A 23,205-nucleotide genomic window follows, 5' to 3' on the forward strand; every position below is an offset into this window, starting at 1 on the left:
TTTCTCGAATCGCGTATCGTCTCGCCATGACCATCGGATTCTTCCGCAATCTGACGAAGCCCAAGGCCACGCCAGTCGTGGAGCGCGAATATTGCGTCGCCGGCCGCACGCTGCCGCTCAAGATCGTCGAGAGCGCCCGGGCTCGGCGCCTGACGCTGCGCATCGATTCCGGCGGCCAGGGCCTACGCATCACCGTGCCGCCCGGCCTGCGGCGTGGCGAGGTGGACAGGTTCCTCGACCGCCATCAGGACTGGCTGGAGCAGCGGCTAGCAAAAGTGCCGACGCGGCCACAGGTGCGGCCGGGCATCAAGATCCCGATCCGGGGCGTGGCGCACCGCATCGTCCACGAACCGTCAAAGCGCGGCACCGTGACGGTATCGCGTGACGAGCGCGGCCCGCTGCTGATCGTGCATGGTGACCGTGTGCACCTGCCGCGCCGCATCGCCGACTTCCTGAAGCGCGAGGCCAAGAAGGAGATCGAGAAGCTGGTGGTCAAACACACCGAGGCGCTCGGCAAGCGCGCCAAGGCGATCCGCTACAAGGACACCTCCAGCCGCTGGGGTTCCTGCACCTCGGAAGGCAATCTCTCCTTCTCCTGGCGCATCATGATGGCGCCGCAGCCTGTGATAAACTACCTCGTGGCGCACGAGGTCGCGCATCTCAAGGAGATGAACCACGGCCCGAAATTCTGGAAATTGTGCGAAAAACTCTGCCCCGACACCGACCGCTGCAAGGACTGGCTGAAGCGCAACGGCGGTGCGCTGCAGGCGATCGTGTTCGAGTAGTCAGTCGTCATTCGCGGCGTTGAGTTCCTCCGGCCGCAGCCCCTCATCGCCATGATGCGGCCACGGTAGGAAATTCCGGTCGAATTCATCGCTGCCGAAATAGTCGAGCGCGCGATGCGCCTCGGCGCCGTTGAAGGCGGCCTTGTCCATCAGATGGGCGATGACTTCGCGCGCCTGCGCGATCTTCTGCTTCAGTTCGGCAACCGTTCTGTCGGCCATGATCGTTCTCCCGCCCGGCATGCTGATAATCCCGTCCATCAATAGGTAGCGCCTTTGGCCTTGCCGGCAAACAGTATGCTTTTTCTCGACTCTGGCTCGATTTCATGCCAATTCCCGCGCCATGGCGCTCGACATCAAAATCTGCGGCTTGAAGACCGACCAGGCAATGGCCGCGGCGCTCGCCGGCGGTGCCAGCCATGTCGGCTTTATTTTCTTCGCGAAAAGCCCTCGCTATGTCGAGCCGGCTGAAGCCGGCCGCCTGCGCGAAGCCGCGCGCGGCAAGGCCTTGGCGGTTGCTGTCGCGGTCGACGCCAGCGACGCCTTCCTGGACGCAATCGTCACGGCCATGCAGCCCGACATGTTGCAGTTGCACGGCTCCGAACACCCCGAACGGGTGGCTGAACTGAAAGCTCGCTATGGCTTGCCGGTGATGAAGGCGTTGCCACTCAGCGAGGCGGCCGATCTCGACCGGATCAAGCCATTCATCGGCGTCGCCGACCGCTTCCTGTTCGACGCCAAGCCGCCAAAGGGCTCCGAGTTGCCGGGCGGCAATGGCGTGGCCTTCGACTGGCGCATCCTCGCCGGCCTTGACGCCGGCGTCGATTACATGCTTTCCGGTGGGCTCAACGCCGCCAACATCGGCGATGCCCTTCGGCTTGCGAACCCGCCCGGAATAGACATTTCCTCAGGCGTCGAAAGCGCGCCGGGCGTCAAGGACCCGGCGTTGATCGAACAGTTTTTCCGGGCCGTCAGGGCAGCGCGCGACAACCGCGCCGCCTGACCGGCTCAAACCTGAGCATGCCCCGGAAAAGTGGTAACCGGTTTTCCGACAAGGACATGCTCCCACATCGAGACCAGGAGATCGGCGATGGACCAGCCGGCGACACCCAATTCCTTCCGCACCGGACCTGACGAGCAGGGCATGTTCGGCATTTTCGGCGGCCGCTTCGTCGCCGAAACGCTGATGCCGCTGATCCTCGACCTGGAGAGGCACTGGAACGAGGTCAAGAACGATCCGGATTTCAGGGCTGAGCTCACCGATCTTTCGACCCACTATGCCGGGCGCCCGTCGAAGCTCTATTTCGCCGAGGGTCTTACGAAGCATCTCGGCGGCGCAAAAGTCTATTTCAAGCGCGAGGACCTGAACCACACCGGGTCGCACAAGATCAACAACTGCCTCGGCCAGATCCTGCTGGCCAAGCGCATGGGCAAGAAGCGCATCATCGCCGAGACCGGTGCCGGCCAGCATGGCGTGGCGTCCGCCACCGTCGCCGCCCGCTTCGGCTATCCCTGCGTCGTCTATATGGGCGCCACCGACGTCGCCCGGCAGAGCCCGAACGTGTTCCGCATGAAGCTGCTCGGCGCCGAAGTGCGGCCGGTCACCGCCGGCCACGGCACGCTGAAGGATGCCATGAACGAAGCCCTTCGTGATTGGGTCACCAATGTCGACGACACCTATTACCTGATCGGCACCGCCGCCGGCCCGCATCCCTATCCGGAACTGGTGCGCGACTTCCAGTCGGTAATCGGCACCGAGGCGCGCGCGCAGATCCTCGAACGGGAAGGCCGGCTGCCCGACACCATCATCGCCGCCGTCGGCGGCGGCTCGAATGCCATCGGCCTGTTCCATCCCTTCCTCGACGACAAGGATGTGCGCATCATCGGCATCGAAGCAGGCGGACGTGGTCTCGACGGCATCGAGCATTGCGCCTCGATGAATGCCGGCTCGCCCGGCGTGCTGCATGGCAACCGCACCTATCTCCTGCAGAACGCCGACGGCCAGATCATGGACGGCCATTCGATCTCGGCCGGTCTCGACTATCCCGGCGTCGGCCCGGAACATTCCTGGCTGCGCGATACCGGCCGCGTCGAATATGTGCCGATCCTCGATGACGAGGCGCTGGAAGCCTTCAAGCTGACGACGCGCGTCGAAGGCATCATCCCGGCGCTGGAATCGGCGCACGCGATCGCGCACGCGGTGAAGATCGTGCCTGCCATGGACAAGGACCAGATCGTCATCGTCAACCTGTCCGGCCGTGGCGACAAGGACGTGCACACGGTGGCCTCGATGCTGGGCATGGAGATCTAGGCCCTTTGAACAGTTTCGACTTGGGAGTTGATTATGAGCAAAATTCGTCCAAAGGGCCACACATGACGACCCGCATCGACCGCCGCATGGCGAAGCTCAAGACCGAAGGCCGCCCGGCACTCGTCACCTATTTCATGGGCGGCGACCCCGACTACGACACCTCGCTGTCGATTATGAAGGCGCTGCCCGGCGCCGGCTCCGACATCATCGAGCTCGGCATGCCGTTTTCCGACCCGATGGCCGACGGTCCGGCGATCCAGGCGGCGGGCCTGCGGGCGCTGAAAGGCGGCCAGACGCTGGTCAAGACGCTGAAGATGGCGTCCGAGTTCCGCGCCGGCGACAATGAAACGCCGATCGTGCTGATGGGCTACTACAACCCGATCTACATCTATGGCGTCGATCGCTTCCTGAAAGACGCGCTGGCCAGCGGCATCGACGGGCTGATCGTCGTCGACCTGCCGCCGGAAATGGACGAGGAACTCTGCATTCCGGCGCTGAAGGCCGGCATCAACTTCATCCGCCTGGCGACGCCAACCACCGACGACAAGCGCCTGCCGAAAGTGCTGCAGAACACCTCCGGCTTCGTCTACTACGTCTCGATGACCGGCATCACCGGTTCGGCGCTGGCCGACACCGGCAAGGTGGCCGCCGCCGTCACGCGCATCAAGGGCCACACAGACCTGCCGGTCTGCGTCGGCTTCGGCGTCAAGACCGCCGAACAGGCGCGTGTCATCGGCGCCAATGCCGATGGCGTCGTCGTTGGCACGGCGATCGTCAATGCGGTCGCCAATGTGCTGGGGCCGAAGGGCGAAAAGACCGCCGACCCGGCCGAGGCCGTCGCCACGCTGGTCAGCGGCCTGGCGCAAGGCGTGCGCTCGGCCCGCCTTGCTGCCGCCGAATAGTTTTCCTACGTCTTTAGCCAACTCTTCGTCAGGACAGGAGCCGAAGCGATGAACTGGATCACCAATTACGTTCGCCCGAAGATCAATTCGATGCTCGGCCGGCGCACCGACATGCCCGAGAATCTCTGGATCAAGGATCCCGAGACCGGCGAAATGGTGTTCCACAAGGATCTGGAATCCAATCAGTTCGTCATCCCGTCTTCCGGCCATCACATGAAGATCTCGGCCAAGGAGCGGCTGAAATACTTCCTCGACGACGGCAAGTACGAGCAGCTCGAAAACCCCAAGGTCATGCTGGATCCGCTGAAGTTCCGCGACGAGAAGCGCTACACCGACCGGCTGAAGGACGCCAAGGCCAAGACCGGGCTGGAAGACGCCATCGTCAACGCGCTGGGCACCATCGAGGGCCTGCCGGTGGTGGTGACGGTGCAGGATTTCGCCTTCATGGGCGGCTCGCTCGGCATGGCGGCGGGCGACGCCATCGTGCACGCTTTCGAAGTTGCGCTGCAGCGCAAGCGGCCGCTGGTCCTGTTCGCCGCTTCTGGCGGTGCCCGCATGCAGGAAGGTATTTTGTCCCTTATGCAATTGCCGCGCACCACGGTCGGCGTCGACAGGCTGAAGGAAGCCGGCCTTCCCTATATCGTCGTGCTGACCAACCCGACCACCGGCGGCGTCACCGCCTCCTATGCCATGCTGGGCGACGTGCATATCGCCGAACCGGGCGCGCTGATTGGCTTTGCCGGGCCGCGCGTCATTGAACAGACCATCCGGGAGAAACTGCCGGACGGCTTCCAGCGCTCCGAATATCTGATGGAGCACGGCATGGTCGACATGGTGGTATCGCGGCTGGAGATGCGCCAAACGATAGCGCGGCTGTTGAAGATGCTGCTCAAGATGCCAGGCGAGCAGAAGCCGCTGGAGCCGGAAATCCTGCCGCCCGCGGTGGTTGCCGCCGAAGCCAGGCCGCAGGCCTGACACGACACTGTGCACGTCGCCCAAAAGTGACCTCGGTTTTGGGAAACGACATGCATAACGCGGCTTTGGCCGCCGCGAACAGCGATTGCGCCATGTCCATGGCGCGCTGTAGCCTTTTGATTGCCATGGCCATTCCGGGATTGATTCTGGTGCTTGGGCCATGCGCCGGGATTTTGTCATGACAACGCTTGCCGCCGACCGCGAAATCGAAGCCCTGATGGCGCTTCACCCGAAAGGCTTCGACCTTTCGCTCGACCGCATCACGCGGCTCTTGGAGCGGCTTGGCAGTCCGCAGGATCTGCTGCCGCCGGTCATCCACATCGCCGGCACCAACGGCAAGGGTTCCTGCGCCGCCTTTTCTCGCGCGCTGCTTGAAGCCGCCGGCCACCTTGTCCATGTCCACACTTCGCCGCATCTGGTGAACTGGGCCGAGCGCTACCGGCTGGCCGCCGAAGGCGGCGGCAAACTCGTCGACGATGAGACCTTCGCCGAGGCCATTGCCCGCGTCGCCAAGGCCAATGACGGCCAGAAGATCACCGTCTTCGAGATCCTCACCGCCGTCACCTTCATCCTGTTTTCCGAACATCCGGCCGAAGCCGCCATCATCGAGGTCGGCCTCGGTGGCCGGTTCGACGCCACCAATGTTGTTGCCCGGCCCGCCGTGACGGTGATCATGCCGGTGTCGATGGACCATGAAGCCTATCTCGGCGACCGGGTCGAACTGATCGCTGCCGAAAAGGCCGGCATCATGAAGCGCGGCTGCCCAGTGGTGATCGGCGCGCAGGAAAGCGAGACGGCGCTGCAGGTGCTGATCGAGACCGCCGAGCGGCTGGAGTGCCCGACCTTCGTCTATGGCCAGGATTTCCTCGCCTTCGAGGAAAACGGCCGCATGGTCTACCAGGACGAGGACGGCCTGATGGACCTTCCGCCGCCGCGCCTGCCCGGGCGCCATCAGTTCGCCAATGCGGCCGCCGCGATCGCCGCGGTCAAGGCGGCGGGCTTCGAGATCAGCCACCGCGCCGCCGAGAAGGCGATGACCCATGTCGTCTGGCCCGGCCGGATGCAGAAGCTGATGCAAGGCCGGCTGACGGAGCTGGCGCCGAAGGGCACCGACATCTGGCTCGACGGCGGCCACAATCCGGGCGCCGGCGTGGTCGTCGCCGAGGCGCTGGCCGAACAGGAAGAGAAGAACCCGCGGCCGCTGTTCCTCATTTCGGGCATGATCAACACCAAGGACCAGAGCGGCTATTTCCGCGCCTTCAAGGGCCTCGTCCGGCATGTCTACACCGTGCCGGTGAGCCTGAGCGATGCCGGCGTGCCGAACGATGAGCTGGCGATCCGGGCCACGGAAGCCGGGCTGACGGCCGAGCCGGTGAGTTCCGTCGCCAACGCGCTGATGCTGCTGCGCGACACCTGGGACGGCCCGGCGCCGCGCATCCTGATCGGCGGATCACTCTATCTGGCCGGCTCGGTGCTCGCCGAGAATGGCACGCCGCCAACCTGAGAGCCTGGCTTGCACAAGGAGCCCGTGATGATCAAGGTGAAGCAGCTCGCCCATGTCTGCATTTTCGCGCATGATCTGGAAGCGACGCGCAGTTTCTACCGCGACGTGCTCGGCATGGACACAAGGTTCAATTTCCTGCGCGACGGCAAGATTTTCGGCTTCTACCTCGATTGCGGCGGCCGCAGCCACGTCGAGGTGTTCCAGAAGGATGCCACCACTTACAGCGAACTCAACCAGATCAACCATTTCTGCCTTGAGGTCGAAAACATCGACGCGGCGATCGCCCACATCAAGTCGAAGGGCGTCGACGTCACGGCCAAGAAGCATGCCTGCGACGACACCTTTCAGGCCTGGATACGCGATCCCAACGGCGTGAAGATCGAGCTGTTCGAATACACCGCCAAAAGCGCGCAGTTCATCGGCGGCGACCGTATCGCCGACTGGTGACTAGCCATGCTTCAGAAATTCCATGGTGAGATCAGGTCCAGGCTGGTGGTGCCGAAGTCGTTGAGATTTCTGGTTGCCAGCCGGCCTCCATTCACGCGCGCTATCGCCGCGATCATGCCATCGGGAGCCGACATGCCGCGACCTTGGTGTGTCGCGGCCCCCATGATCTCGCCGTAAGCCAAGGCAGCCTCTTCCGTCAGTCCAAAAATCCGGTCGGCAAATCGATGCCGCCATCGGGAAAGTCCCTGTTCCAGCCGATCCGCACGCTCGTCAGGTCGTATCTTTTGAATACCGAAGGCGACTTCAGCAATCGTCACCGTGGGAAGCGCCAGTTCGGCGTCATTGCGCACAAGCCACGCCAGCACGGCTGGATCCGGCGTCTTCTTCAGAGACTCCGAAATCACGTTGGTATCGACGAAAATCAAAGCTCAATTCCTGAATGAACCTCGCGACCCTCGCGAATAACGTTCTCCAGATCGATGTCGACGCCACTGTTTGCGGTCAGGCTGGCATAGAAAATGGAAGCAGGTTCGCGGCCAGCCTCTCGAATCTCGTAGGATTCAAGCGCGCGTTCGACCACGTCGGCTATCGAGCGGTTCTCGCGACGAGCAAGCCTATGAGCCAGGTCACGTGCCTTCGCGCTGCGGACCGAGAGCTGTGGTTCGGCCATTTCAAACTCCCTTTGGAAAAGGGAATATAAGCCTACGCGTCTCTGCCATCAAGATGGCACTTGATGGCGTGCCATCTCATGCGCGATGAGCCAGCTTACTTCAACTCGATCTCGATAAAAGCATATTCGCCGTCATTGGCGCTGATGACGTCGTGTTCCACACCCTCCTTGCGGAAATAGGGCGCGCCTTTCTTCATCTCGGCGAAGGTCTCGCCGTCTTTGGTCACCAACTTCAGCTTGCCGTCCATCAGCGGCACCACAACATAGTCGTGGCCATGGCGATGCCAGCCGGTGTTGTCGCCGGGCTGGAAGCGGTACTCGGTGACGATGACGCGCTCATTGTCGATGAAGACGGTGGCCTTGGCGGATCCGGTCATGTCGCTCTCCCTGTTTCTGGTTCCCAGCAGAAGACATGGCGTGCCCTGATGTGAGGGCCAGAGCCGCCCAGCGCATGACCCAGAGGATCATGAGCCATCCAACTGCTACAGCGTCCTCTGCGCATCCAAGGATGCGCGGCGCTGTAGGTGACGCCAACAAAAAGCCCGGCGCGATGGCCGGGCTCTTGATATCGGGAATTTCAAAGCAATTCCAAGAAAAGTGTGAAGCGGTTTTCTGTCCGGAATTGCGTCTAAACAGAGAGGATCAGAGGCTGCCATTGATCCAGTGCGACAGCGCGGTCTTGGGCGCTGCACCAACCTTCATGTCGGCCACTTCACCGCCCTTGAAGATCATCAGCGTCGGGATCGAGCGCACGCCAAATTGGGCGGCAAGCTCGGGATTCTCGTCGATGTTGAGCTTGGCGATCTTGATCTTGGCTCCGAGTTCAGTGGCGATGTCTTCGAGCGACGGCGCGATCTGCTTGCAGGGGCCGCACCATTCCGCCCAGAAATCGACCACAACCGGTACGTTGGCGTTGAGCACGTCAGCCTGGAAATTGTTCTTGTCGACCTTGACGGTGGCACCCATGCGGAAAATTCCTTTCGAGAGTTCTTTGTCGCACCAAATGTGGTGGTTATCTGGCCCTTCTTCAAGCAGGTCTTGTGTCACGCTCCTGTGAGTCGGGCAAGGGCGTCATCCATGGTCCGGGCCGGCAGCTCGATCAGCCTTGGCGCTTCGGTGAACAGAAGGGCCGCCTTGACCTCGCGCCCAGGATAAAGCGGCTGCAGCAGGGCGCGATAAAGCGCCAACTGCAAAAGATAGGCCGGCGGGACTTCGGCCAGCGAAGCGGGCGCCGGCCGGTTGGTCTTGTAGTCGACGATCGACACCGTGTCCGCGGTCACCGCCAGCCGGTCGATCTTGCCGGAAATCGAGCGTGTTTTGCCCCTCACTTGCAGGCTGCCCATGACCGCCACCTCGGCGCGCGAGGAGGGCGCGAAAAGTTGGCCGAGGCGTGGATCGTCGAGGATGGCGATGACCGATGCCATGGCCTTTTCCCTCTCCGACGGCGGCCACACGGCACCCGTTCGCGCGAGATAACGCTCGGCCGCGCCCTGGCGTTCACCCTCGGCAATGCCGGGCAGCATCTGCAGCAGCTTGTGCAAGGCGAGACCGCGCAGCACGGCAAAGCCGGGCTCGGCATCGGCGTCCAGCACCGGTGAAGCCTTGTCGACGACCGCTTCCTTGCCTTCGTCGATCAGCGCTGAGGCGCCGGATGGCGACAGCGGCCGCGGCAGGTCCTCGAAGGGCGGCAAGGGCCGGAACAGGGTCCCCGGCAGCGGACCGAAAGCATCGGCCTGCCGCGCCTGTTCATCGGCGCTCGCCGCGACGGGCGGCAGCTTGGTGACGTGGAAACGATGCACCGGCTCGCCGCCGGCGGGATGCGCGCGCTGTTCGCTTTCCGGCGCGCCGGTTAGCGCGCGGCTGACGATCGAATGCCAGGTGCCGGTGTTCGGCGCCCGCTTGCCGTGATAGCCGCAGACGATCAGCCGGTCCTCGGCGCGGGTCATGCCGACATAGAGCAGCCGGCGGTACTCGTCGTCGGCGAGTTCCCTTGCCCTGGCGGCTGCCGCCTTCGAGAAGCCGTTGGCGACGTCGCTGGCCGAGCGCCAGAGATAGCCCTTGCCGTACCAGAAAGTGCCTGAGCCGTCGAAGGGCATCAGCCGCGGCAGATGCTGGTCGCTGAACGGAGCGGAACCGCCATCGACCAGGAACACCACTGGCGCCTCCAGGCCCTTGGCGGCGTGCACGGTCATGACGCGAACCTCGTCGCGCGTCTGGTCCATCTCGCGCTTGATCTCGGGCCCGGCATTTTCCAGCGTCGACAGGAAGGCTTCCAGCCCGGGCAGGCCGGTCCGTTCCTCGGCAAGACAGAAGCTCAGGAATTCGTCGAGAATATCCCCGGCTTCCGGCCCAAGCCTCGCAATCATCCTTTTACGCACGCCATCACGCGCCAGCAGGCCGGCATAGAGTTCGAACACCGGTTTGAAGGCGGCCTCGTCAGCCCAGGCGTCGAGTTGCGCGACAATCTTCGCCAGGCGCTCGTTTTCTTCGGCATGCTGGCGCAGCGACGCGGCCAGCGACAGGCCGGGCGGCCTTTGCGCGGCGAGCGTGAACAGTGCCTCCTCCGGCAGATCGAAGATCGGGCTGCGCAGCACGGCCGCGAGCGACAGGTCGTCCTGCGGTTGGATCAGCAGATGACCGAGCGCGATCAGGTCCTTGACCGCGATGTGGCCGGGTAGGCTCAGCCGGTCGGCGCCGGCAACCGGGATGTCGCGGCGCTTCAAGGCGCGGGTCAGCGCATGGACAAAACTGTCGCGTTTGCGCACCAGCACCAGCACGTCGCCCGGCCGCAGCCGCTTGCCGCGGCCTTCGATGATCTCGCTTTTGCCGATCCAGCCGGCAATGGTCGCCGCGACATTCTCGGCAACGCGCACCGCCGGCGCATGGGCGTGGTCGATGGCTTGCGTCCAGTCGTCGGGCTCGTCGACGACATCGGCGCCGATCGACGGCCAGACCTCGACATAGCCCGGCGCATCGGTGCGGATGGCCTTGTGGCTCAACGGATCGGGATCATGGCTGATGCCGCGCCGCACGACGGGATCGGCAAAGACGCGGTCGACGGCGGCCAGAACGTCGTCGGTCGAACGGAACGACCAGGTCAGCTTGAGGTCGGCGAAGGATGCCTCGGCATCGCGCACCCGGCCGGCGAACAACAGCCGGCTGTCGGCGAACGAGTCGGGCGCGGCTCCCTGGAAGGAATAGATCGACTGCTTCTCGTCACCGACGGCGAAGACCGTGCGGTGGACCCGGTCGCGCGCGCCGAGCCCGGCGAAAAATTCCTCCGCCAGCCGCTTCACCACCTCCCATTGATCCGGGCTGGTGTCCTGCGCCTCGTCGAGCAGAATGTGGTCGATGCCCTGGTCGAGCTTGTATTGCACCCAGGGGCCGGCATCGGGCCGCGCCAGAAGGTTGACCGTGCGGGTGATCAGATCGTTGAAGTCGAGAAAGCCGCGGCTGCGCTTCAGCACTTCGTAGCGGGCGATCAGCCAGTCGGCGATGGTCATTGCCGCTCGTGTGCCTTCCAGCATGCGGAACAGCGCCAGCCGGTCGACGGTTTCTATAATGGCGCTTGCCGCCGAGACATAGCGCTCGGCAAGGTCCGGCAGCCGGTCGGTCAGGGCTTTCTTGAAGGCCTTCGCCGGATCGTACGGATCGCCATCGGTCTTGAGAAAGGCTCTGGCGAGCGATTGCAGGCGGCGAACGGGATCGCTCTCGGCAAAAGCCTGGCGCGCATAGGGCAGGATGTTGTTCAGCACCGACCTGGCGTCGGTGGATTCGGCGGCTTGGGCGAAGCCGGTGAAATAGTCGGGCAGGAAGCCGGGCAGCGGCCAGACCGATGCCGCAATCCCTTCGGCGGTCTGGCCAGGGCGGAAATGGAATTCATCGAACAAAGGCTGGAAGCCGTCACGCCCGACCGCATCGAGGAACTGCCGCAACCCGTCGCGCTTGCGCACGATCTCGCCGAGCAAGGCATCGAGACCGGCCTCGCCGCCGCGTTCCAGCACGGTGGCGAAGGCGTCGGCCAGATCCGGGTTGCCGGCAGCCGTGCCGGTGATCATCTCGCGGCGCGCGGCAGCGAACAGCGATGCCTCCATCTGGCCGTCGAGCATCTCGAAATGGGCCGGAATGTTGGCTTCAAGCGGGAACTGGTGGAGCACCGATTCACAGAAGGCGTGGATGGTCTGGATCTTCAGTCCGCCTGGCGTCTCCAGTGCCTCGGCGAACAGGCGCCGCGCCCGGCGCATCGTGTCGCGGTCTGGGCGGCGCCCTTCCAGCGCCTCGATCTTCGCGGCCAGCTCGGTGTCACCGAGCACCGTCCAGTCCGACAGCGTGGAAAAGACCCGGTTCGACATATTGGCGGCGGCGGCGCGCGTATAGGTCAGGCACAGGATCTTCGACGGGTCGGTGCCGTTGAGCAGCAGCCGGATGACGCGCTGGGCCAGCACATGGGTCTTGCCGGAGCCGGCATTGGCCGACACCCAGGCCGAATTCTGCGGATCTGCGGCGCGGGCCTGGCTGTTGGCGGTATCGCTCGGGATGGGATAGGCCTTCTTCATGCCTCCCCTCCCTCGTCGCCGGCATCGCCGCCGGCCGACCATTCGAGCACGCGGGCGAGATGGTCGTAGTCGCCATCGGTCTCGCCCTCGCGAAACGGCAGCGCGCGCGACAGATAGCCGGTCTGCGGGTCGGCATAATGGATCAGCAGCTTTTCCAGCCGCGCCCAGGCCTCTTCCGCAAGGTCGGCGGCGGTCCGTGGCTGGCGGTTGTGCTCGAGGATGGACTCCTCGAACACCTCGCCATTCGGCTTCAACCTGATGAAGGCCAGTTGCGACGGCTCGCGCGCGCCCAGATCCTTGAACGCGCCACGCCGCAGCAGAGCGCCCTCCAGCGCCAGTTGCGGCGCCAGCAGCGTGTGCGCCTGCGCCTTGGAGGGCGAAGAACCCGTCTTGTAGTCCAGAATATCGGCCATGCCGCCGGCCAGCAGATCGACGCGGTCGGCATAGCCGGACAGCGTCACGCCGGATTGCCCGACCGGGGTCTTGCCGGCCCGCTCCTCGGCATGGCGCCGGGTCACGGCATCGGCGCGCGTGCGCTCCCATTCGACGATGTTGGCGGCGAGCTTTTCGAAGCGCGGCCACCACACCGCCTCGACATCGGCCGGAAGGGCGGCTTCGGCAAAGCAGGCGCGGCCGGCGGCAATGAGACCGGCCAGCGCGTCGGGTGCGCGCGGATCGGCAACCTCAGACGAGAACAGATGCAGGATGGCGTGGAACAGCGTGCCGCGTTCGGCGGCACCGGGATCACGGATGAGCGCATCGAGCGGCATCAGGCCGAGGATGCGTCTGGCATAGACGGCGTAGGGATCCCGGCGCAAGGTCTCGATCTCGGTGACCGAGAAATGCGTTGGGCGCACCGCCAATGGCGGCTTCGGTTGCGGCCGCGGCGCGAAATCCTGTTTTGGGCCGGTGTCGAGCGCGCGTGCCCAGGCGAGCAGCTCGTCGCCACGCCGGCGCAGGGTTGCCGCCTGGTCGTTGCCGATGAAGGTAAGCAGCCGCTGCAGCCAACGCGACGGCACGGCGGGGGCGTCGCCGGAACGCGCCGAGCGGGCCAGAACGACGCGTCTCGCGCCCATCGCCATCTGGAAATCATGCGCGGCAAGGCCGATGCGCCGCTCCGGCGGTTCGAGATCGATGCCGGTCTTCATCAGCCGCGACATGAAGCGGTCGCTCTCCGGCTTGCGCGGCCAGACACCTTCGTTGAGCCCGCCGATGACCAGCGTGTCGACGTCCTGCAGCCGCGCTTCCAGCGCACCCCAGATGGCGATGTTCCTGTCGGTGCCTTGCGCCGGCTTGACCGTCTCGGGCGCGATCAGCGCGTCCATCACATCGGGCCATTCGCTCGCCGCGAATGACAGCGAGGCCGAAGCAGCGACCAGCCCGCGCAGCAATTCGGCAAGCTTTTCACCGGCATCGCCGGCATAGAGGTCGCCCAGGCCGCCATCAGCGGAACGGCCGAGACTTTCCAAAGCCACGACGCTGGCCTGGACCAGCGCGGCAAGATCGGCATTCGCCTGGCCGCGAAAGGCCGAAAGCGGCGCCAGCGCTTCCGTCAGTCGCGCGAGCAAACTCCGCGCATCCTCGATGGAGCGCACGGTGAGACGGGAAAACCAGAAAGGCGGCCGGCTGTCATCGCCGAGGCCGGTAAGACGGTTTTCGAACAATTTCGGCAGCGAAACGATGTCGGGGCGGCCGGTACCGCCGCGCAGCGCCACCAGTTCGAGCAGTTCTGCCGCATGGCGCACGGCAGCACGCTCGAGGCCGAGGCCAAGCAGTGGGTGCTTGAGCAGGGACAAGAGGCCGACGGGATCGCCCGGCCGGAACACCGCTTCCAGCGCCAGGCGGAGCAGGCTGGCCGCCGGGCTGTTGGCGAGCGGCGTGCCGCCGGAATCGTCGGCGACGACACCGAAGCGCTTGAGTTCGACCGAGACGCGTCGCGCCAGCGCGCGGTCACCGGTGACGAGCGCGGCCCTTTGGCCGGGGGCTTCCACGGCCTGCTTCAGCGCAACGGCGATGGCGACGGCTTCGTCACGCTCGCTGGCGGCTTCCAGCAGCGTCACCTCGGCAAAGGCGCCGGCAATATCGGATGCCGAAAACCCGCTGCGTGTTTCGGCCCACAATTCGGTGGTCTCGGCCGGCCGCAGCGCTTCGCCGACAAGCGCGGCGCGAAGCGCAAGGTGCGGTTCGGCCGTGCCGAGTTCTTCGACGTCGGAGCGCAGCACGCCGATCTTGCCGATCAGCCTGGCCAGGCCATATTGCGGGTGGCCAAGTACGGCTGGGCGCGCGCCGGGGGCGACAAGCGCCTGGAAGGACGCTTCGTCCAGCGTCCGGTCGAGACCGGGCAGCACGATGGCGCCGCCGGGCAGGCGGGAGATCGCGGCAAGCAGTTCGGCCGTGGCGGGTATCGAGCCGGTCGAGCCGGCGGCGATGACCGGTCCGGCCGGCGGATTGCGCCGCAGCCGGGCCGCTTCGGAGCGGATCAGCGCGCTGCGATGCGCGGCCGGATTGGAGCGGTCGCTCTCGCTCAGGAATTTCGGCCAGGCGTCAGTGACGATGCCGAGGAATTCGAGCGTCACCTGCCACCAGCCGGCAAGGTTGCCGGTCACCAGATCGGCGAGCTTGGTCCAGTCGGTGCCTTCCGTCTCGATCTCGTCCATCAGCCCCGCAAGATCGCGCGCCAGCCAGATCGCGTCGGCGGTGGACGCGGGGATGACGATTTCCTCGGCGAAAAGCTTCGCCACATGTTCCGGCAGCCGGCGCTTCCAGGCCCGCACCAGCGGCGTCAGCAGCAACAGGCGTTCGGTCGCCGAGATCGGCGGCGCGAGATCGATCGCCGCCGAAGGCTCGGCCTCGAACAGGGCTTCGTCCTCGTCGAATTCGCCGAGCGGGCGGATGACCGGCAGGATCGCCGAACCGCCGCCGCCGCGTGCCCTCAAACTGTCGACGAACACACCGCGCAAGGCGCGCGCGGCACGACGCGTCGGCACATAGATGGTGACATCGGCGAGCGCGAGCGGATCGCCGTCGAAACGAAATCCCGGAACCAGGCGGCCGGCAAGCAGCGCCTCGGCCAGCGTCGGCAGGAACGGCGCTCCGGGGGGGATCGAGAAAACGCGGCTCGAGCCGCTCATTGCGACTCGGTTAGCGCGCCGGCGACGGCTTCTTCCGCCAGCGGAATGGCATCGGGCGTGCCGACGGTGATCCAGTGGCCGTGCATCGGCATGCCGAACAGCCGGCCGGCGGCGATGGCGGTATCGAAATAGGCGTTGAGCGAATGCGGTTCGGCCGATGCATCCTTGAACAGGCGCGGATGGACGATCGCCGCGCCGGCATAGATCAAGCCCGCCGGATCGCCTTTTGAACGCCGCAGGGCACCGTCCGGCGCCACCAGGAAATCGGTGCTGCCACAATGTCCTGTCGCCTGATGGAGATCCGCCAGCATCAGCAGAATATCCATTTTCGCGGCGTCCCACGCAAGGGCAAGCCGCCCGAGATTTAGCGGACCGTGGTCGATCCAGAACGTGTCGGCATTGAGGATATAGAAGGGTTGTTGGCCGAGTTCCGGCAGCGCCTTGACGATGCCCCCGGCCGAATCGAGCAGCCGGTCGCTCTCATCGGAAATGATGATCCGCGGAGCGCTGCGCGCCGCGACATGGGCGACGATCTGCTCGGGAAGATAGTGGACGTTGACCACCGCCTTGGCGACGCCGGCGGCGGCGAGGCTGTCGAGCCCCCAGTCGAGCAAGGTCTTGCCGGCGATCCTGACCAGCGGCTTGGGGATCGTATCGGTGATCGGCCGCATGCGCTTGCCGAGCCCGGCGGCAAGGACGATGGCAGTGTCCGGTCTTGTCACAGTGTTCGTTCCTCGAGCAGCCCGTGCGTATTGTAGAATTCCCGCAGGCTGGCAAGCGCCGGATGGGACAGCGCCCGGCGCAGATAGTCGCGGATGCGCGGCAGGTGCTTCAGATAATAAGGTTTGCCGTCGCGCTTTTCGAGACGCACGAAAATGCCGAGGATCTTGGAATTGCGCTGCGCGGCCATGATTGCATAGGCTTCGAGGAAGCTCGCTTCGTCGAAAGCCCCCGCCGCGTGACGCGCCGCGACATAGGCATCGAGCGTCTTCTTCTCGATTTCGGGCGATAGGGTGACACGGGCATCCATGGCCAGCGAGGCGACGTCATAGGCTGAAGGCCCGATCAGCGCATCCTGGAAGTCGACGATGCCCAGCCGGTCATGGCCGGCGCGGTCGTCGCGCCAGATGATGTTGGGCGAATGAAAGTCGCGCAGCATCAGCGTGTATTCGCTGCCCTGCAGCCGGTCGAAAAGCGCGTTCCATTCCCTGGCGTAGCCCGAGCGCAGATCGTCGCTTGGCGGGCCGCCCGATATCGCCGGCACATACCAGTCGACCAAAAGATCGGCTTCGATCATCATCGCGTCGCGGTCGAAGGGCGGCACCTCGTGGAAGCTGCCGGGTCCGGCTTGCAGGCGCTGCGGCCAGGTCTTGCCATGCATCATGGCCAACAACTCGGCTGCCGCCGCATAGCGCTCGGCCACCGGCTCGCCGTCCTTGCCGAGAAACCCCTCGGAACCGAGATGTTCGAGCAGCAAGAAACCCTGGTCCTGGTCCTCGGCATGGATTTGCGGAACGCTGACGCCGCCGGCCTTCAAGGCGCGGTCGATGGCGACGAAAGCGGAGATCGACTGGGCGGTGTGGGCGATCACCGCATAGGGTTTGCCGTCGCGCACGGCGGGGCCGAGCACCAGCCGCGGCGAGTTCATCAGCACGCGCGGCTCCTGGCCGGCGAGCGTCACGATCTCGTAGGAACGGGCCGAGGCGTCGCCGATGAAATGGCGCCGCCGCGCGTCGCCCCAGCCGGCCCTCTCCAGAAAATCGCGCATGGCCAGCGATCGCGCCGCGCGGTCGAAGGCGGCGCCTTGCCCCGACAGCCGCGCCAGCCGGCCCTCGCCATGCTGGACGAGTTCGATCGAGAGGGTCGTCTTCGGCAGATAGCCTTCCGCCCGCTCGGGCCATTCGACCAGGGCAGCCCCTTGCGTCAGCGCTTCGTCGAAGCCGAGTTCGTCGAGCTCGGCTGCCGAGGCCAGGCGATAGAGGTCGAAATGGTGCACCGGAATGCGCGTGTCGTAGCTCTGCACCAAGGTGAAGGTCGGGCTCGGCACATCCAGGCTGGCATCATCGGCCAGCGCCCGGATCAACGCCCGCGCAAGTGTCGATTTGCCGGCGCCGAGATCGCCTTTGAGCGCCAGCACGTCGCCGGCGCGCAGGGACAGGGCCAGATCTTCGCCCAGCCGCGCTGTCTGTGTCTCATCGGCGAGCAAACGCTCCAGCACAGGTCCCGTCATCGAGCGCGCTACTCGGCTGCGGCGCGGATGCCCGGCATGTCGGGGAAGGTGCAGATGACGGTGGTGCCCTTGTCCTTGCCGGTTTCGATGCGAACATTGCCGCCATGCAGTTCGACAAAGCTCTTGACGATCGACAGGCCGAGGCCGGCGCCTCGCCGGCGGCCGCCATTGGTGCGGGGTTCGAAGCGGCGGAACACCGAGTCCAAAACGTCAGGCGGCATGCCGGGCCCATCGTCGTGAACGGAGAATTCCACCCCATCCGCCAGATGGCGACAGGCGAGCCGGATGGTGCTGGCTTCCGGCGCGTAATTGGCGGCGTTGCTTAGCAGATTGTAGAGGATCTGGCGGATGCGGGTCTCGTCGCCGTGGAACGTCTTCGGCGCGGCAGCGGCATCGACCTCGAGCCGGATCGAATGCTCCTGCAGCCGGTCGGCAACCAGTTCCGCGGCGGCCGCGATGGTGCGGTCGACATGCACCTCGGAAATGTCGAGCTGCATGATGCCGGCATCGACGGTCGCAAGGTCGAGTATGTCGTTGACGATGGTCAGCAGCACCGAGGAGGACGAACTGACGTGCTCGACATATTCGCGCTGCTTTTGATTCAGCGGTCCGGTGGTGGGCAGTGAAAGCAGTTCGGTGAAGCCGATGATGTTGGTCAGCGGCGAACGCAGTTCGTAGGACACGTGCTGGACGAAGTCGTTCTTGAGCTGATCGGACTTCTCCAATGCCTCGTTCTTGTCCTTCAGCGCACGTTCGACATGCACGCTGTCGGTGACGTCGACGAAGGTCATCATCACTTGCCCATTGGGCAGCGGGATCACGGCGTAGCGCAGCACGGTGCCGTTGTTGAGCTCGCTCTGGCCGTGCCGGTCGCGGCGTTCGTCGTCGAAACCGGTGATGGCGGCGACGAAACCGGGCCAGGGGCTGTCGACCGCCTGGCGGTCGCAAAGGTCGCGTATCGTGGAGACGTGAACATTGGGCTTGGCGGCTTCGCCGCTCAATCCCCAGAGCGTCGCAAAGGCCGGGTTCGACAGGCGCAGCCGGCCATCGGGTCCGAACACCGCGACGCCTTCGGCGAGATTGTCGAGCGTTTCGCCCTGGACGCGCACCGCGGTGCGGTAGCGGCTTTCCAGGTCCATCTTCTCGGTCAGGTTCTCGAATACCCAGGTGACGCCGCCCTTGGGCTGCGGATTGGCGACGACGCGGATGGTCTTGCCGTCGGGCAGATGCCACCAATGTTCCTGCGATTCCACTGCGCGATAGGCGCCGAGCAGGCCTTCCTTCCAGCGGCGCCATTCGGGCTGCTCGGCGATCTTGCCTTCGCTGCGTAACCGGTCGAGCAAAAGCGCATTGTCGGGCGCGCTGTGCAGGAAGCCGCTGTCCAGGCCCCAAAGTTTCTGGAACGCCTGGTTGAAGAAGCGTAGCTTCTCGTCTGTGTCGAAGATGGCGACGGCGGTGTTGAGCTGGTCGAGCGTGTCGGCGTGGCTGCGCACCGTCCGCTCATATTCGCCGCGAATGGTCTCGATGGCGCTGGTGTCGGCGGCAAGGCCGGCCGAACCGTCGGCGCCGGCGAAGTCGGTCACCGCGAAGACGCGGCGGTCGCCTTCGATCACGGTGGAGAGCGACTGCTCGAAGACCGGATGCGTCTTGTGCTGGGCGTCGATTGCCTCGCGTGCCTGGCCGCCGAGGAATTCCTTGGCGTCACGGACGGCGGCTTCCGCGCTTTCGGCTTCGACCGCGTCGGCATAGGCCCGGTTGACCCATTTCAGGCGTCCGTGCTCGTCGCGCAACCATGCCGGCATCTTCAGCGCTTCGAGCAGGCCGATCATCGTGTCATGGTCGGCGGCCAGCCGCTGGTTGTCGATCTTCAGCCGGGCTTGGCTGCGCTGTGTCTCGGAAAGCGAGACAAACCGCACGAGGATATGCGCGGCGCTCTTGCGGCCATGCACTTCAAGCGGGGCGCCGGCTTGCGATTCGATGACGAGGTCGAAGGGCCTGGCCTTTTCGCGCAAGCCCGCGATGGCGTGCTCGAGCGCCGCCGCCGAGCGCGGCATCAGCCAGCGGCCAAAAGCGAGGAAAGCCGCCCGTTCCTCTGGCGCGCCGCTTTCGACAGGCAACGTGCCGATGAGTTCGGGCTTCTTGTTCTCCGAGGCCCAGACCACCACGCGCTGGTCGCGCAGATTGAGCAGCGCTTCCGAACGGCGCAGTGCCGCATTGATGTCGGCGACGCGGCTTCTCAGTTCGACATTCTCCGCCGAAGTGCGGGCCCGTTCGCGGATGAGAACGATGGCCGACAGGAATGCCGCGCCCGTCACGCCGACGAACACGGCAAGCTGCATGACTTCGACCGTGTTGATCGACAGGCCGGCGGTGGCCGCGGCGGCGTTCTCGGCATGCGCCACGGCACTGGCCAAGGGTCCGGCCAGCGCGGAACTGGTCAGGAACAGACCGATGCGGGCACGCCATGAAAGGCGCCCGCCCTGAATGGTCGAGCCTATGGTCCCCGAATCGTCATGGCCGCCGGAAACGGCCGATCCCGCTCCGTGCGGGTTTTGCCCCGGCATGTCTTGGTCCTCTCCGCCGCCTGAATGCAAGACCGCCCTGATACGCGCCTCTCTGATCCCCTCTCGGGCCGGAAGCGTCGCGAATCACCTGACAATAAACCCTCGCCGAATCGCCGTGAAGGCTGATCGCGCGCAAAAATAAGGCCGGGCGAAAAGTCAATCGCCCGGCCTCAATATATGGTAGTAAACTTAGCTTTGGTTAATAGCGGTAGTGTTCCGGCTTGAACGGACCCTGCGGCGTGACGCCGATATAGGCGGCCTGCTCACCCGACAGTTCGGTCAGGCGCGCGCCGAGCTTGTCGAGGTGCAGGCGCGCGACCTTCTCGTCGAGATGCTTGGGCAGGACATAGACCTGGTTCTGGTACTGCTCGCCCTTGGTGAACAGCTCGATCTGGGCCAGCACCTGGTTGGTGAAGGACGCCGACATGACGAAGCTCGGATGGCCGGTGGCGTTGCCGAGATTGAGCAGGCGGCCTTCCGACAAGAGGATCATCCGCTTGCCGTCCGGGAAGGTGATCATGTCGACCTGCGGCTTGACGTTGGTCCATTTCAGATTGCGCAGCGAGGCGACCTGGATCTCGTTGTCGAAGTGACCGATATTGCCGACGATCACCATGTCCTTCATCGACCGCATATGGTCGAGGGTGACGACATCCTTGTTGCCGGTGGTGGTGATAACGATGTCGGCGGTCGGCGCCGCGTCTTCCAGCGTCACCACTTCAAAGCCGTCCATCGCCGCCTGCAGGGCGCAGATCGGATCGACCTCGGTGACCTTGACGCGGGCGCCGGCGCCCTTGAGCGAAGCCGACGAGCCCTTGCCGACGTCGCCATAGCCGCAGACGACCGCGACCTTGCCGGCCATCATCGTGTCGGTGCCGCGGCGGATGCCGTCGACCAGCGATTCCTTGCAGCCATACTTGTTGTCGAACTTCGACTTGGTGACGGAATCGTTGACGTTGATGGCGGGGAAGGGCAGCAGGCCCTTCTTCTGCAGCTGGTAGAGCCGGTTGACGCCGGTGGTCGTCTCTTCAGTCACGCCGCGGATCGCAGCCTTCTGCTTGGTGAAGAAGCCGGGCGAAGCCTTCAGGCGCTTCTTGACCTGGGCGTAGAAATATTCCTCTTCCTCGCTCTGCGGGTTGGACAGCACGTCCTCGCCGGCTTCGGCGCGGGCGCCGATCAGGATGTACATGGTGGCGTCGCCGCCATCGTCGAGGATCATGTTGGAGAGGCCGCCGTCGGTCCACTGGAAGATCCGGTCGGTGTAGTCCCAATACTGTTCGAGGCTCTCGCCCTTGACGGCGAAGACCGGGATGCCGGCCTCGGCGATGGCCGCGGCGGCATGGTCCTGGGTCGAGAAGATGTTGCAGGAGGCCCAGCGGATGTCGGCGCCGAGCACCTTCAGCGTCTCGATCAGCACCGCGGTCTGGATGGTCATGTGCAGCGAGCCGGTGATGCGCGCGCCCTTCAGCGGCTTCTTGGCGCCGAATTCCTCGCGGCAGGCCATCAGGCCCGGCATTTCGGTTTCGGCGATATCGAGTTCCTTGCGGCCCCAGCCGGCAAGCGAGATGTCGGCGACCACATAATCCTTGCTACCCGTCATGGCAGTACTCCGATGCGAATTGTTATGCTGCGAATTGGTTGCGGATGCGCCCGCGCCGGTCGGCGCGTCGAAGGGCGCGAATTGCCGGCCTGACTAGCAGATCAGGCTCAAGACGACAATGGGATATAAAGAAATCTTTATCCCTGCATGTCTCGCGAGCATGCCTAGAACGGGATCAGCATTCCTCGCCGAAGCGGGAGGCTACAAGCTGCTCGAGCGCGTCCATGACCTCGAGCGCCTCTGGCCCGCTGGCGGTGACACGGATCGAGTAGCCCGGGCTGGCGGCCAGCATCATCAGGCCCATGATCGACGTGCCGCCGACCTTGACGCCGTCCTTCTCGACATGGACCGCGGCGTCGAAGCCGCTGGCGAGCTGGACGAATTTCGCCGAGGCGCGTGCATGCAGGCCGCGCTGGTTGACGATCGGGAACTCCCGGACGATGTGGTCTTTCTCCGGGGATAGCGCGTTCATTTGCTGCTCAGAAGCTGGCTGGCGACATTGATGTATTTGCGCCCGGCGGCCTGCGCCTCGTCGAGCGCGGCGGCCATGTTGTCGCCCTTGCGGATCGAGGACAGCTTGATCAGCATCGGCAGATTCATGCCGGCGATCACCTCGGTGCGGCCGGACTCCATCACCGAAATGGCGAGATTCGACGGCGTGCCGCCGAACATGTCGGTCAGCACGATGACGCCCGCCCCGGTATCGACACGGGCGACGGCGTCGACGATGTCGCGGCGACGCTGTTCCATATCGTCGTCGGCACCGATCGCCACGGTTTCGAAATTGTCTTGTGGCCCGACGACATGTTCGACGGCATGTCGGAACTCGGTGGCCAGTTGACCGTGCGTTACAAGCACGAGTCCGATCATTCTTTGGTGGCTCCCGTCATCGCCGCTTCACAGGCGCATTTTATGCTCGCCAGCCATTCCAGGCGGCGGGAGCGCTATCTTGTCGACGCGCGGCCCGTTGACAAGCCCAAAATTGCGCCGGCCCATGCCATTTTGACGCATTGCAGCAAAAAATCGGGAGCGGATCATAGAAAAGGCGCGATCGACAGCCGCGCGATCACGGCCGGCAGGGCCGTGGCGGCGTTACGCTCGGCAAGGTCGATACGCGGCACCGGGCAGCCTGCGACCGGCCCGCTGATTTCCTCCTGGAAACGGGCCATCTCTGCCTTTGGCACCAGCCTCACATGCAGGTCGATCACCCCGCCCTGCTCGAACGGCAGCCGGCGCGGCATGAATCCAGGCACTTCGGCGAGACCGGCGATAGGCGCCGGCACGCGACAGACCAGCCGCCCGGCGCGGGCCGCGGCGAGCAGCCTGTCGTCGCCGATCAGCCGCGAGAACAGCCCGCGCGCGCGGCAATGGTCCAGGAGTGTCAGCGCCAGCGTCGTCTTGCCGGCGCCAGACGCCCCGGTGATAAGGACGCCGCGCTCGCCGATCAGGATCGCGGTTCCGTGAATGTTTTCTGGCTGCGCAACTGGATCAGGCACGATGCTGCCCGATCATGCCTTTTGCGTGAAGCATGAT

The 23,205-nt window shown here is 64.9% G+C and carries 21 protein-coding genes; 7 read left to right on the plus strand and 14 right to left on the minus strand.

The window, feature by feature from the left end; translation table 11 throughout:
- Positions 1 to 26: 26 nt before the first annotated feature.
- On the plus strand, positions 27 to 785 hold the full coding sequence (locus tag ACLGL5_RS08530) for a M48 family metallopeptidase (protein ID WP_019862665.1): 759 nt from the start codon (positions 27 to 29) through the stop codon (positions 783 to 785).
- Here the strand turns inward: ACLGL5_RS08530 and ACLGL5_RS08535 are convergent, their stop codons facing one another.
- Complete coding sequence (locus ACLGL5_RS08535; protein WP_027047648.1) at positions 786 to 1,004, minus strand: hypothetical protein; 219 nt, start codon at positions 1,002 to 1,004, stop codon at positions 786 to 788.
- A 121-nt stretch (positions 1,005 to 1,125) separates the two neighbouring features.
- On the opposite strand from ACLGL5_RS08535, the gene ACLGL5_RS08540 reads away from it, so the two are divergent.
- The 6 genes from ACLGL5_RS08540 to ACLGL5_RS08565 all read left to right on the plus strand — a co-directional run bounded on the left by ACLGL5_RS08540 (position 1,126) and on the right by ACLGL5_RS08565 (position 6,921).
- Positions 1,126 to 1,785 (plus strand): phosphoribosylanthranilate isomerase, encoded by a 660-nt coding sequence (locus ACLGL5_RS08540; RefSeq protein ID WP_019862667.1) that lies wholly within the window; start codon positions 1,126 to 1,128, stop codon positions 1,783 to 1,785.
- An 87-nt stretch (positions 1,786 to 1,872) separates the two neighbouring features.
- The gene (trpB, locus tag ACLGL5_RS08545; protein ID WP_069090777.1) at positions 1,873 to 3,093 is read left to right on the plus strand and encodes a tryptophan synthase subunit beta; all 1,221 of its coding nucleotides are present in this window, start codon (positions 1,873 to 1,875) and stop codon (positions 3,091 to 3,093) included.
- Positions 3,094 to 3,155: 62 nt separating this feature from the next.
- Entirely contained in the window at positions 3,156 to 3,995 is an 840-nt protein-coding gene (trpA, locus tag ACLGL5_RS08550) for a tryptophan synthase subunit alpha (RefSeq protein ID WP_019862669.1), read from the plus strand.
- 48 nt (positions 3,996 to 4,043) lie between these two features.
- Positions 4,044 to 4,970 (plus strand): acetyl-CoA carboxylase, carboxyltransferase subunit beta, encoded by a 927-nt coding sequence (gene accD, locus ACLGL5_RS08555; protein ID WP_069090778.1) that lies wholly within the window; start codon positions 4,044 to 4,046, stop codon positions 4,968 to 4,970.
- A gap of 178 nt (positions 4,971 to 5,148) precedes the next feature.
- Positions 5,149 to 6,474, plus strand: a complete 1,326-nt coding sequence (locus tag ACLGL5_RS08560) for a bifunctional folylpolyglutamate synthase/dihydrofolate synthase (RefSeq protein ID WP_027047649.1) — start codon at positions 5,149 to 5,151, stop codon at positions 6,472 to 6,474.
- 27 nt (positions 6,475 to 6,501) lie between these two features.
- A complete protein-coding gene (locus ACLGL5_RS08565) occupies positions 6,502 to 6,921 on the plus strand; it encodes a VOC family protein (protein WP_069093247.1) in 420 nt (139 codons plus the stop codon).
- Between the two features lie 11 nt (positions 6,922 to 6,932).
- On the opposite strand, the gene ACLGL5_RS08570 is transcribed toward ACLGL5_RS08565, so the two are convergent.
- From ACLGL5_RS08570 to ACLGL5_RS08630, 13 genes are all read right to left on the minus strand, one after another.
- Positions 6,933 to 7,346: a type II toxin-antitoxin system VapC family toxin gene (locus ACLGL5_RS08570; RefSeq protein WP_069090779.1), complete on the minus strand. Its 414-nt coding sequence runs from the start codon at positions 7,344 to 7,346 to the stop codon at positions 6,933 to 6,935.
- On the minus strand, positions 7,343 to 7,591 hold the full coding sequence (locus tag ACLGL5_RS08575) for a plasmid stabilization protein (protein ID WP_083246519.1): 249 nt from the start codon (positions 7,589 to 7,591) through the stop codon (positions 7,343 to 7,345). The genes ACLGL5_RS08570 and ACLGL5_RS08575 overlap by 4 nt, the downstream gene beginning before the upstream one ends.
- A gap of 95 nt (positions 7,592 to 7,686) precedes the next feature.
- Positions 7,687 to 7,968, minus strand: coding sequence for a cupin domain-containing protein (locus ACLGL5_RS08580; RefSeq protein WP_019862676.1), 282 nt, complete (start codon positions 7,966 to 7,968; stop codon positions 7,687 to 7,689).
- 265 nt (positions 7,969 to 8,233) lie between these two features.
- The gene (gene trxA / locus ACLGL5_RS08585; protein ID WP_010912931.1) at positions 8,234 to 8,557 is read right to left on the minus strand and encodes a thioredoxin; all 324 of its coding nucleotides are present in this window, start codon (positions 8,555 to 8,557) and stop codon (positions 8,234 to 8,236) included.
- 77 nt (positions 8,558 to 8,634) lie between these two features.
- Positions 8,635 to 12,147 carry a double-strand break repair helicase AddA gene (gene addA, locus ACLGL5_RS08590; RefSeq protein WP_069090781.1) on the minus strand — a complete coding sequence of 1,171 codons (3,513 nt, stop codon included), beginning with the start codon at positions 12,145 to 12,147 and terminating at the stop codon, positions 8,635 to 8,637.
- Positions 12,144 to 15,278, minus strand: coding sequence for a double-strand break repair protein AddB (gene addB, locus ACLGL5_RS08595; protein ID WP_069090782.1), 3,135 nt, complete (start codon positions 15,276 to 15,278; stop codon positions 12,144 to 12,146). Before addB ends, addA begins: the two co-directional genes overlap by 4 nt.
- On the minus strand, positions 15,275 to 16,000 hold the full coding sequence (locus ACLGL5_RS08600) for a nucleotidyltransferase family protein (protein WP_019862679.1): 726 nt from the start codon (positions 15,998 to 16,000) through the stop codon (positions 15,275 to 15,277). Before ACLGL5_RS08600 ends, addB begins: the two co-directional genes overlap by 4 nt.
- On the minus strand, positions 15,997 to 17,508 hold the full coding sequence (gene tsaE / locus ACLGL5_RS08605; RefSeq protein ID WP_069090783.1) for a tRNA (adenosine(37)-N6)-threonylcarbamoyltransferase complex ATPase subunit type 1 TsaE: 1,512 nt from the start codon (positions 17,506 to 17,508) through the stop codon (positions 15,997 to 15,999). Before tsaE ends, ACLGL5_RS08600 begins: the two co-directional genes overlap by 4 nt.
- Positions 17,509 to 17,516: 8 nt before the next feature.
- A complete protein-coding gene (locus tag ACLGL5_RS08610; RefSeq protein ID WP_019862681.1) occupies positions 17,517 to 20,072 on the minus strand; it encodes a sensor histidine kinase in 2,556 nt (851 codons plus the stop codon).
- 199 nt (positions 20,073 to 20,271) lie between these two features.
- Positions 20,272 to 21,672, minus strand: a complete 1,401-nt coding sequence (gene ahcY / locus ACLGL5_RS08615) for an adenosylhomocysteinase (RefSeq protein ID WP_019862682.1) — start codon at positions 21,670 to 21,672, stop codon at positions 20,272 to 20,274.
- Positions 21,673 to 21,847: 175 nt separating this feature from the next.
- A complete protein-coding gene (locus tag ACLGL5_RS08620; RefSeq protein WP_010912938.1) occupies positions 21,848 to 22,144 on the minus strand; it encodes an HPr family phosphocarrier protein in 297 nt (98 codons plus the stop codon).
- Entirely contained in the window at positions 22,141 to 22,542 is a 402-nt protein-coding gene (locus ACLGL5_RS08625; RefSeq protein WP_010912939.1) for a PTS sugar transporter subunit IIA, read from the minus strand. Before ACLGL5_RS08625 ends, ACLGL5_RS08620 begins: the two co-directional genes overlap by 4 nt.
- 164 nt (positions 22,543 to 22,706) lie before the next feature.
- Entirely contained in the window at positions 22,707 to 23,168 is a 462-nt protein-coding gene (locus ACLGL5_RS08630) for an HPr kinase/phosphorylase (protein ID WP_069090784.1), read from the minus strand.
- Positions 23,169 to 23,205: the final 37 nt, after the last annotated feature.

Source organism: Mesorhizobium sp. U510 (genome assembly GCF_059180695.1).

Bases quoted from the DNA above. Each gene is read 5' to 3' on its own strand.
- ACLGL5_RS08620 (WP_010912938.1), bottom strand. From the start codon at position 22,144: ATGAACGCGCTATCCCCGGAGAAAGACCACATCGTCCGGGAGTTCCCG.
- addA (WP_069090781.1), bottom strand. From the start codon at position 12,147: ATGAAGAAGGCCTATCCCATCCCGAGCGATACCGCCAACAGCCAGGCC.
- addB (WP_069090782.1), bottom strand. From the start codon at position 15,278: ATGAGCGGCTCGAGCCGCGTTTTCTCGATCCCCCCCGGAGCGCCGTTC.
- trpA (WP_019862669.1), top strand. From the start codon at position 3,156: ATGACGACCCGCATCGACCGCCGCATGGCGAAGCTCAAGACCGAAGGC.
- tsaE (WP_069090783.1), bottom strand. From the start codon at position 17,508: ATGACGGGACCTGTGCTGGAGCGTTTGCTCGCCGATGAGACACAGACA.
- trxA (WP_010912931.1), bottom strand. From the start codon at position 8,557: ATGGGTGCCACCGTCAAGGTCGACAAGAACAATTTCCAGGCTGACGTG.
- ACLGL5_RS08530 (WP_019862665.1), top strand. From the start codon at position 27: ATGACCATCGGATTCTTCCGCAATCTGACGAAGCCCAAGGCCACGCCA.
- accD (WP_069090778.1), top strand. From the start codon at position 4,044: ATGAACTGGATCACCAATTACGTTCGCCCGAAGATCAATTCGATGCTC.
- ACLGL5_RS08575 (WP_083246519.1), bottom strand. From the start codon at position 7,591: ATGGCCGAACCACAGCTCTCGGTCCGCAGCGCGAAGGCACGTGACCTG.
- ACLGL5_RS08625 (WP_010912939.1), bottom strand. From the start codon at position 22,542: ATGATCGGACTCGTGCTTGTAACGCACGGTCAACTGGCCACCGAGTTC.
- ACLGL5_RS08610 (WP_019862681.1), bottom strand. From the start codon at position 20,072: ATGCCGGGGCAAAACCCGCACGGAGCGGGATCGGCCGTTTCCGGCGGC.
- ACLGL5_RS08580 (WP_019862676.1), bottom strand. From the start codon at position 7,968: ATGACCGGATCCGCCAAGGCCACCGTCTTCATCGACAATGAGCGCGTC.
- ACLGL5_RS08565 (WP_069093247.1), top strand. From the start codon at position 6,502: ATGATCAAGGTGAAGCAGCTCGCCCATGTCTGCATTTTCGCGCATGAT.
- ACLGL5_RS08535 (WP_027047648.1), bottom strand. From the start codon at position 1,004: ATGGCCGACAGAACGGTTGCCGAACTGAAGCAGAAGATCGCGCAGGCG.
- trpB (WP_069090777.1), top strand. From the start codon at position 1,873: ATGGACCAGCCGGCGACACCCAATTCCTTCCGCACCGGACCTGACGAG.
- ahcY (WP_019862682.1), bottom strand. From the start codon at position 21,672: ATGACGGGTAGCAAGGATTATGTGGTCGCCGACATCTCGCTTGCCGGC.
- ACLGL5_RS08560 (WP_027047649.1), top strand. From the start codon at position 5,149: ATGACAACGCTTGCCGCCGACCGCGAAATCGAAGCCCTGATGGCGCTT.
- ACLGL5_RS08540 (WP_019862667.1), top strand. From the start codon at position 1,126: ATGGCGCTCGACATCAAAATCTGCGGCTTGAAGACCGACCAGGCAATG.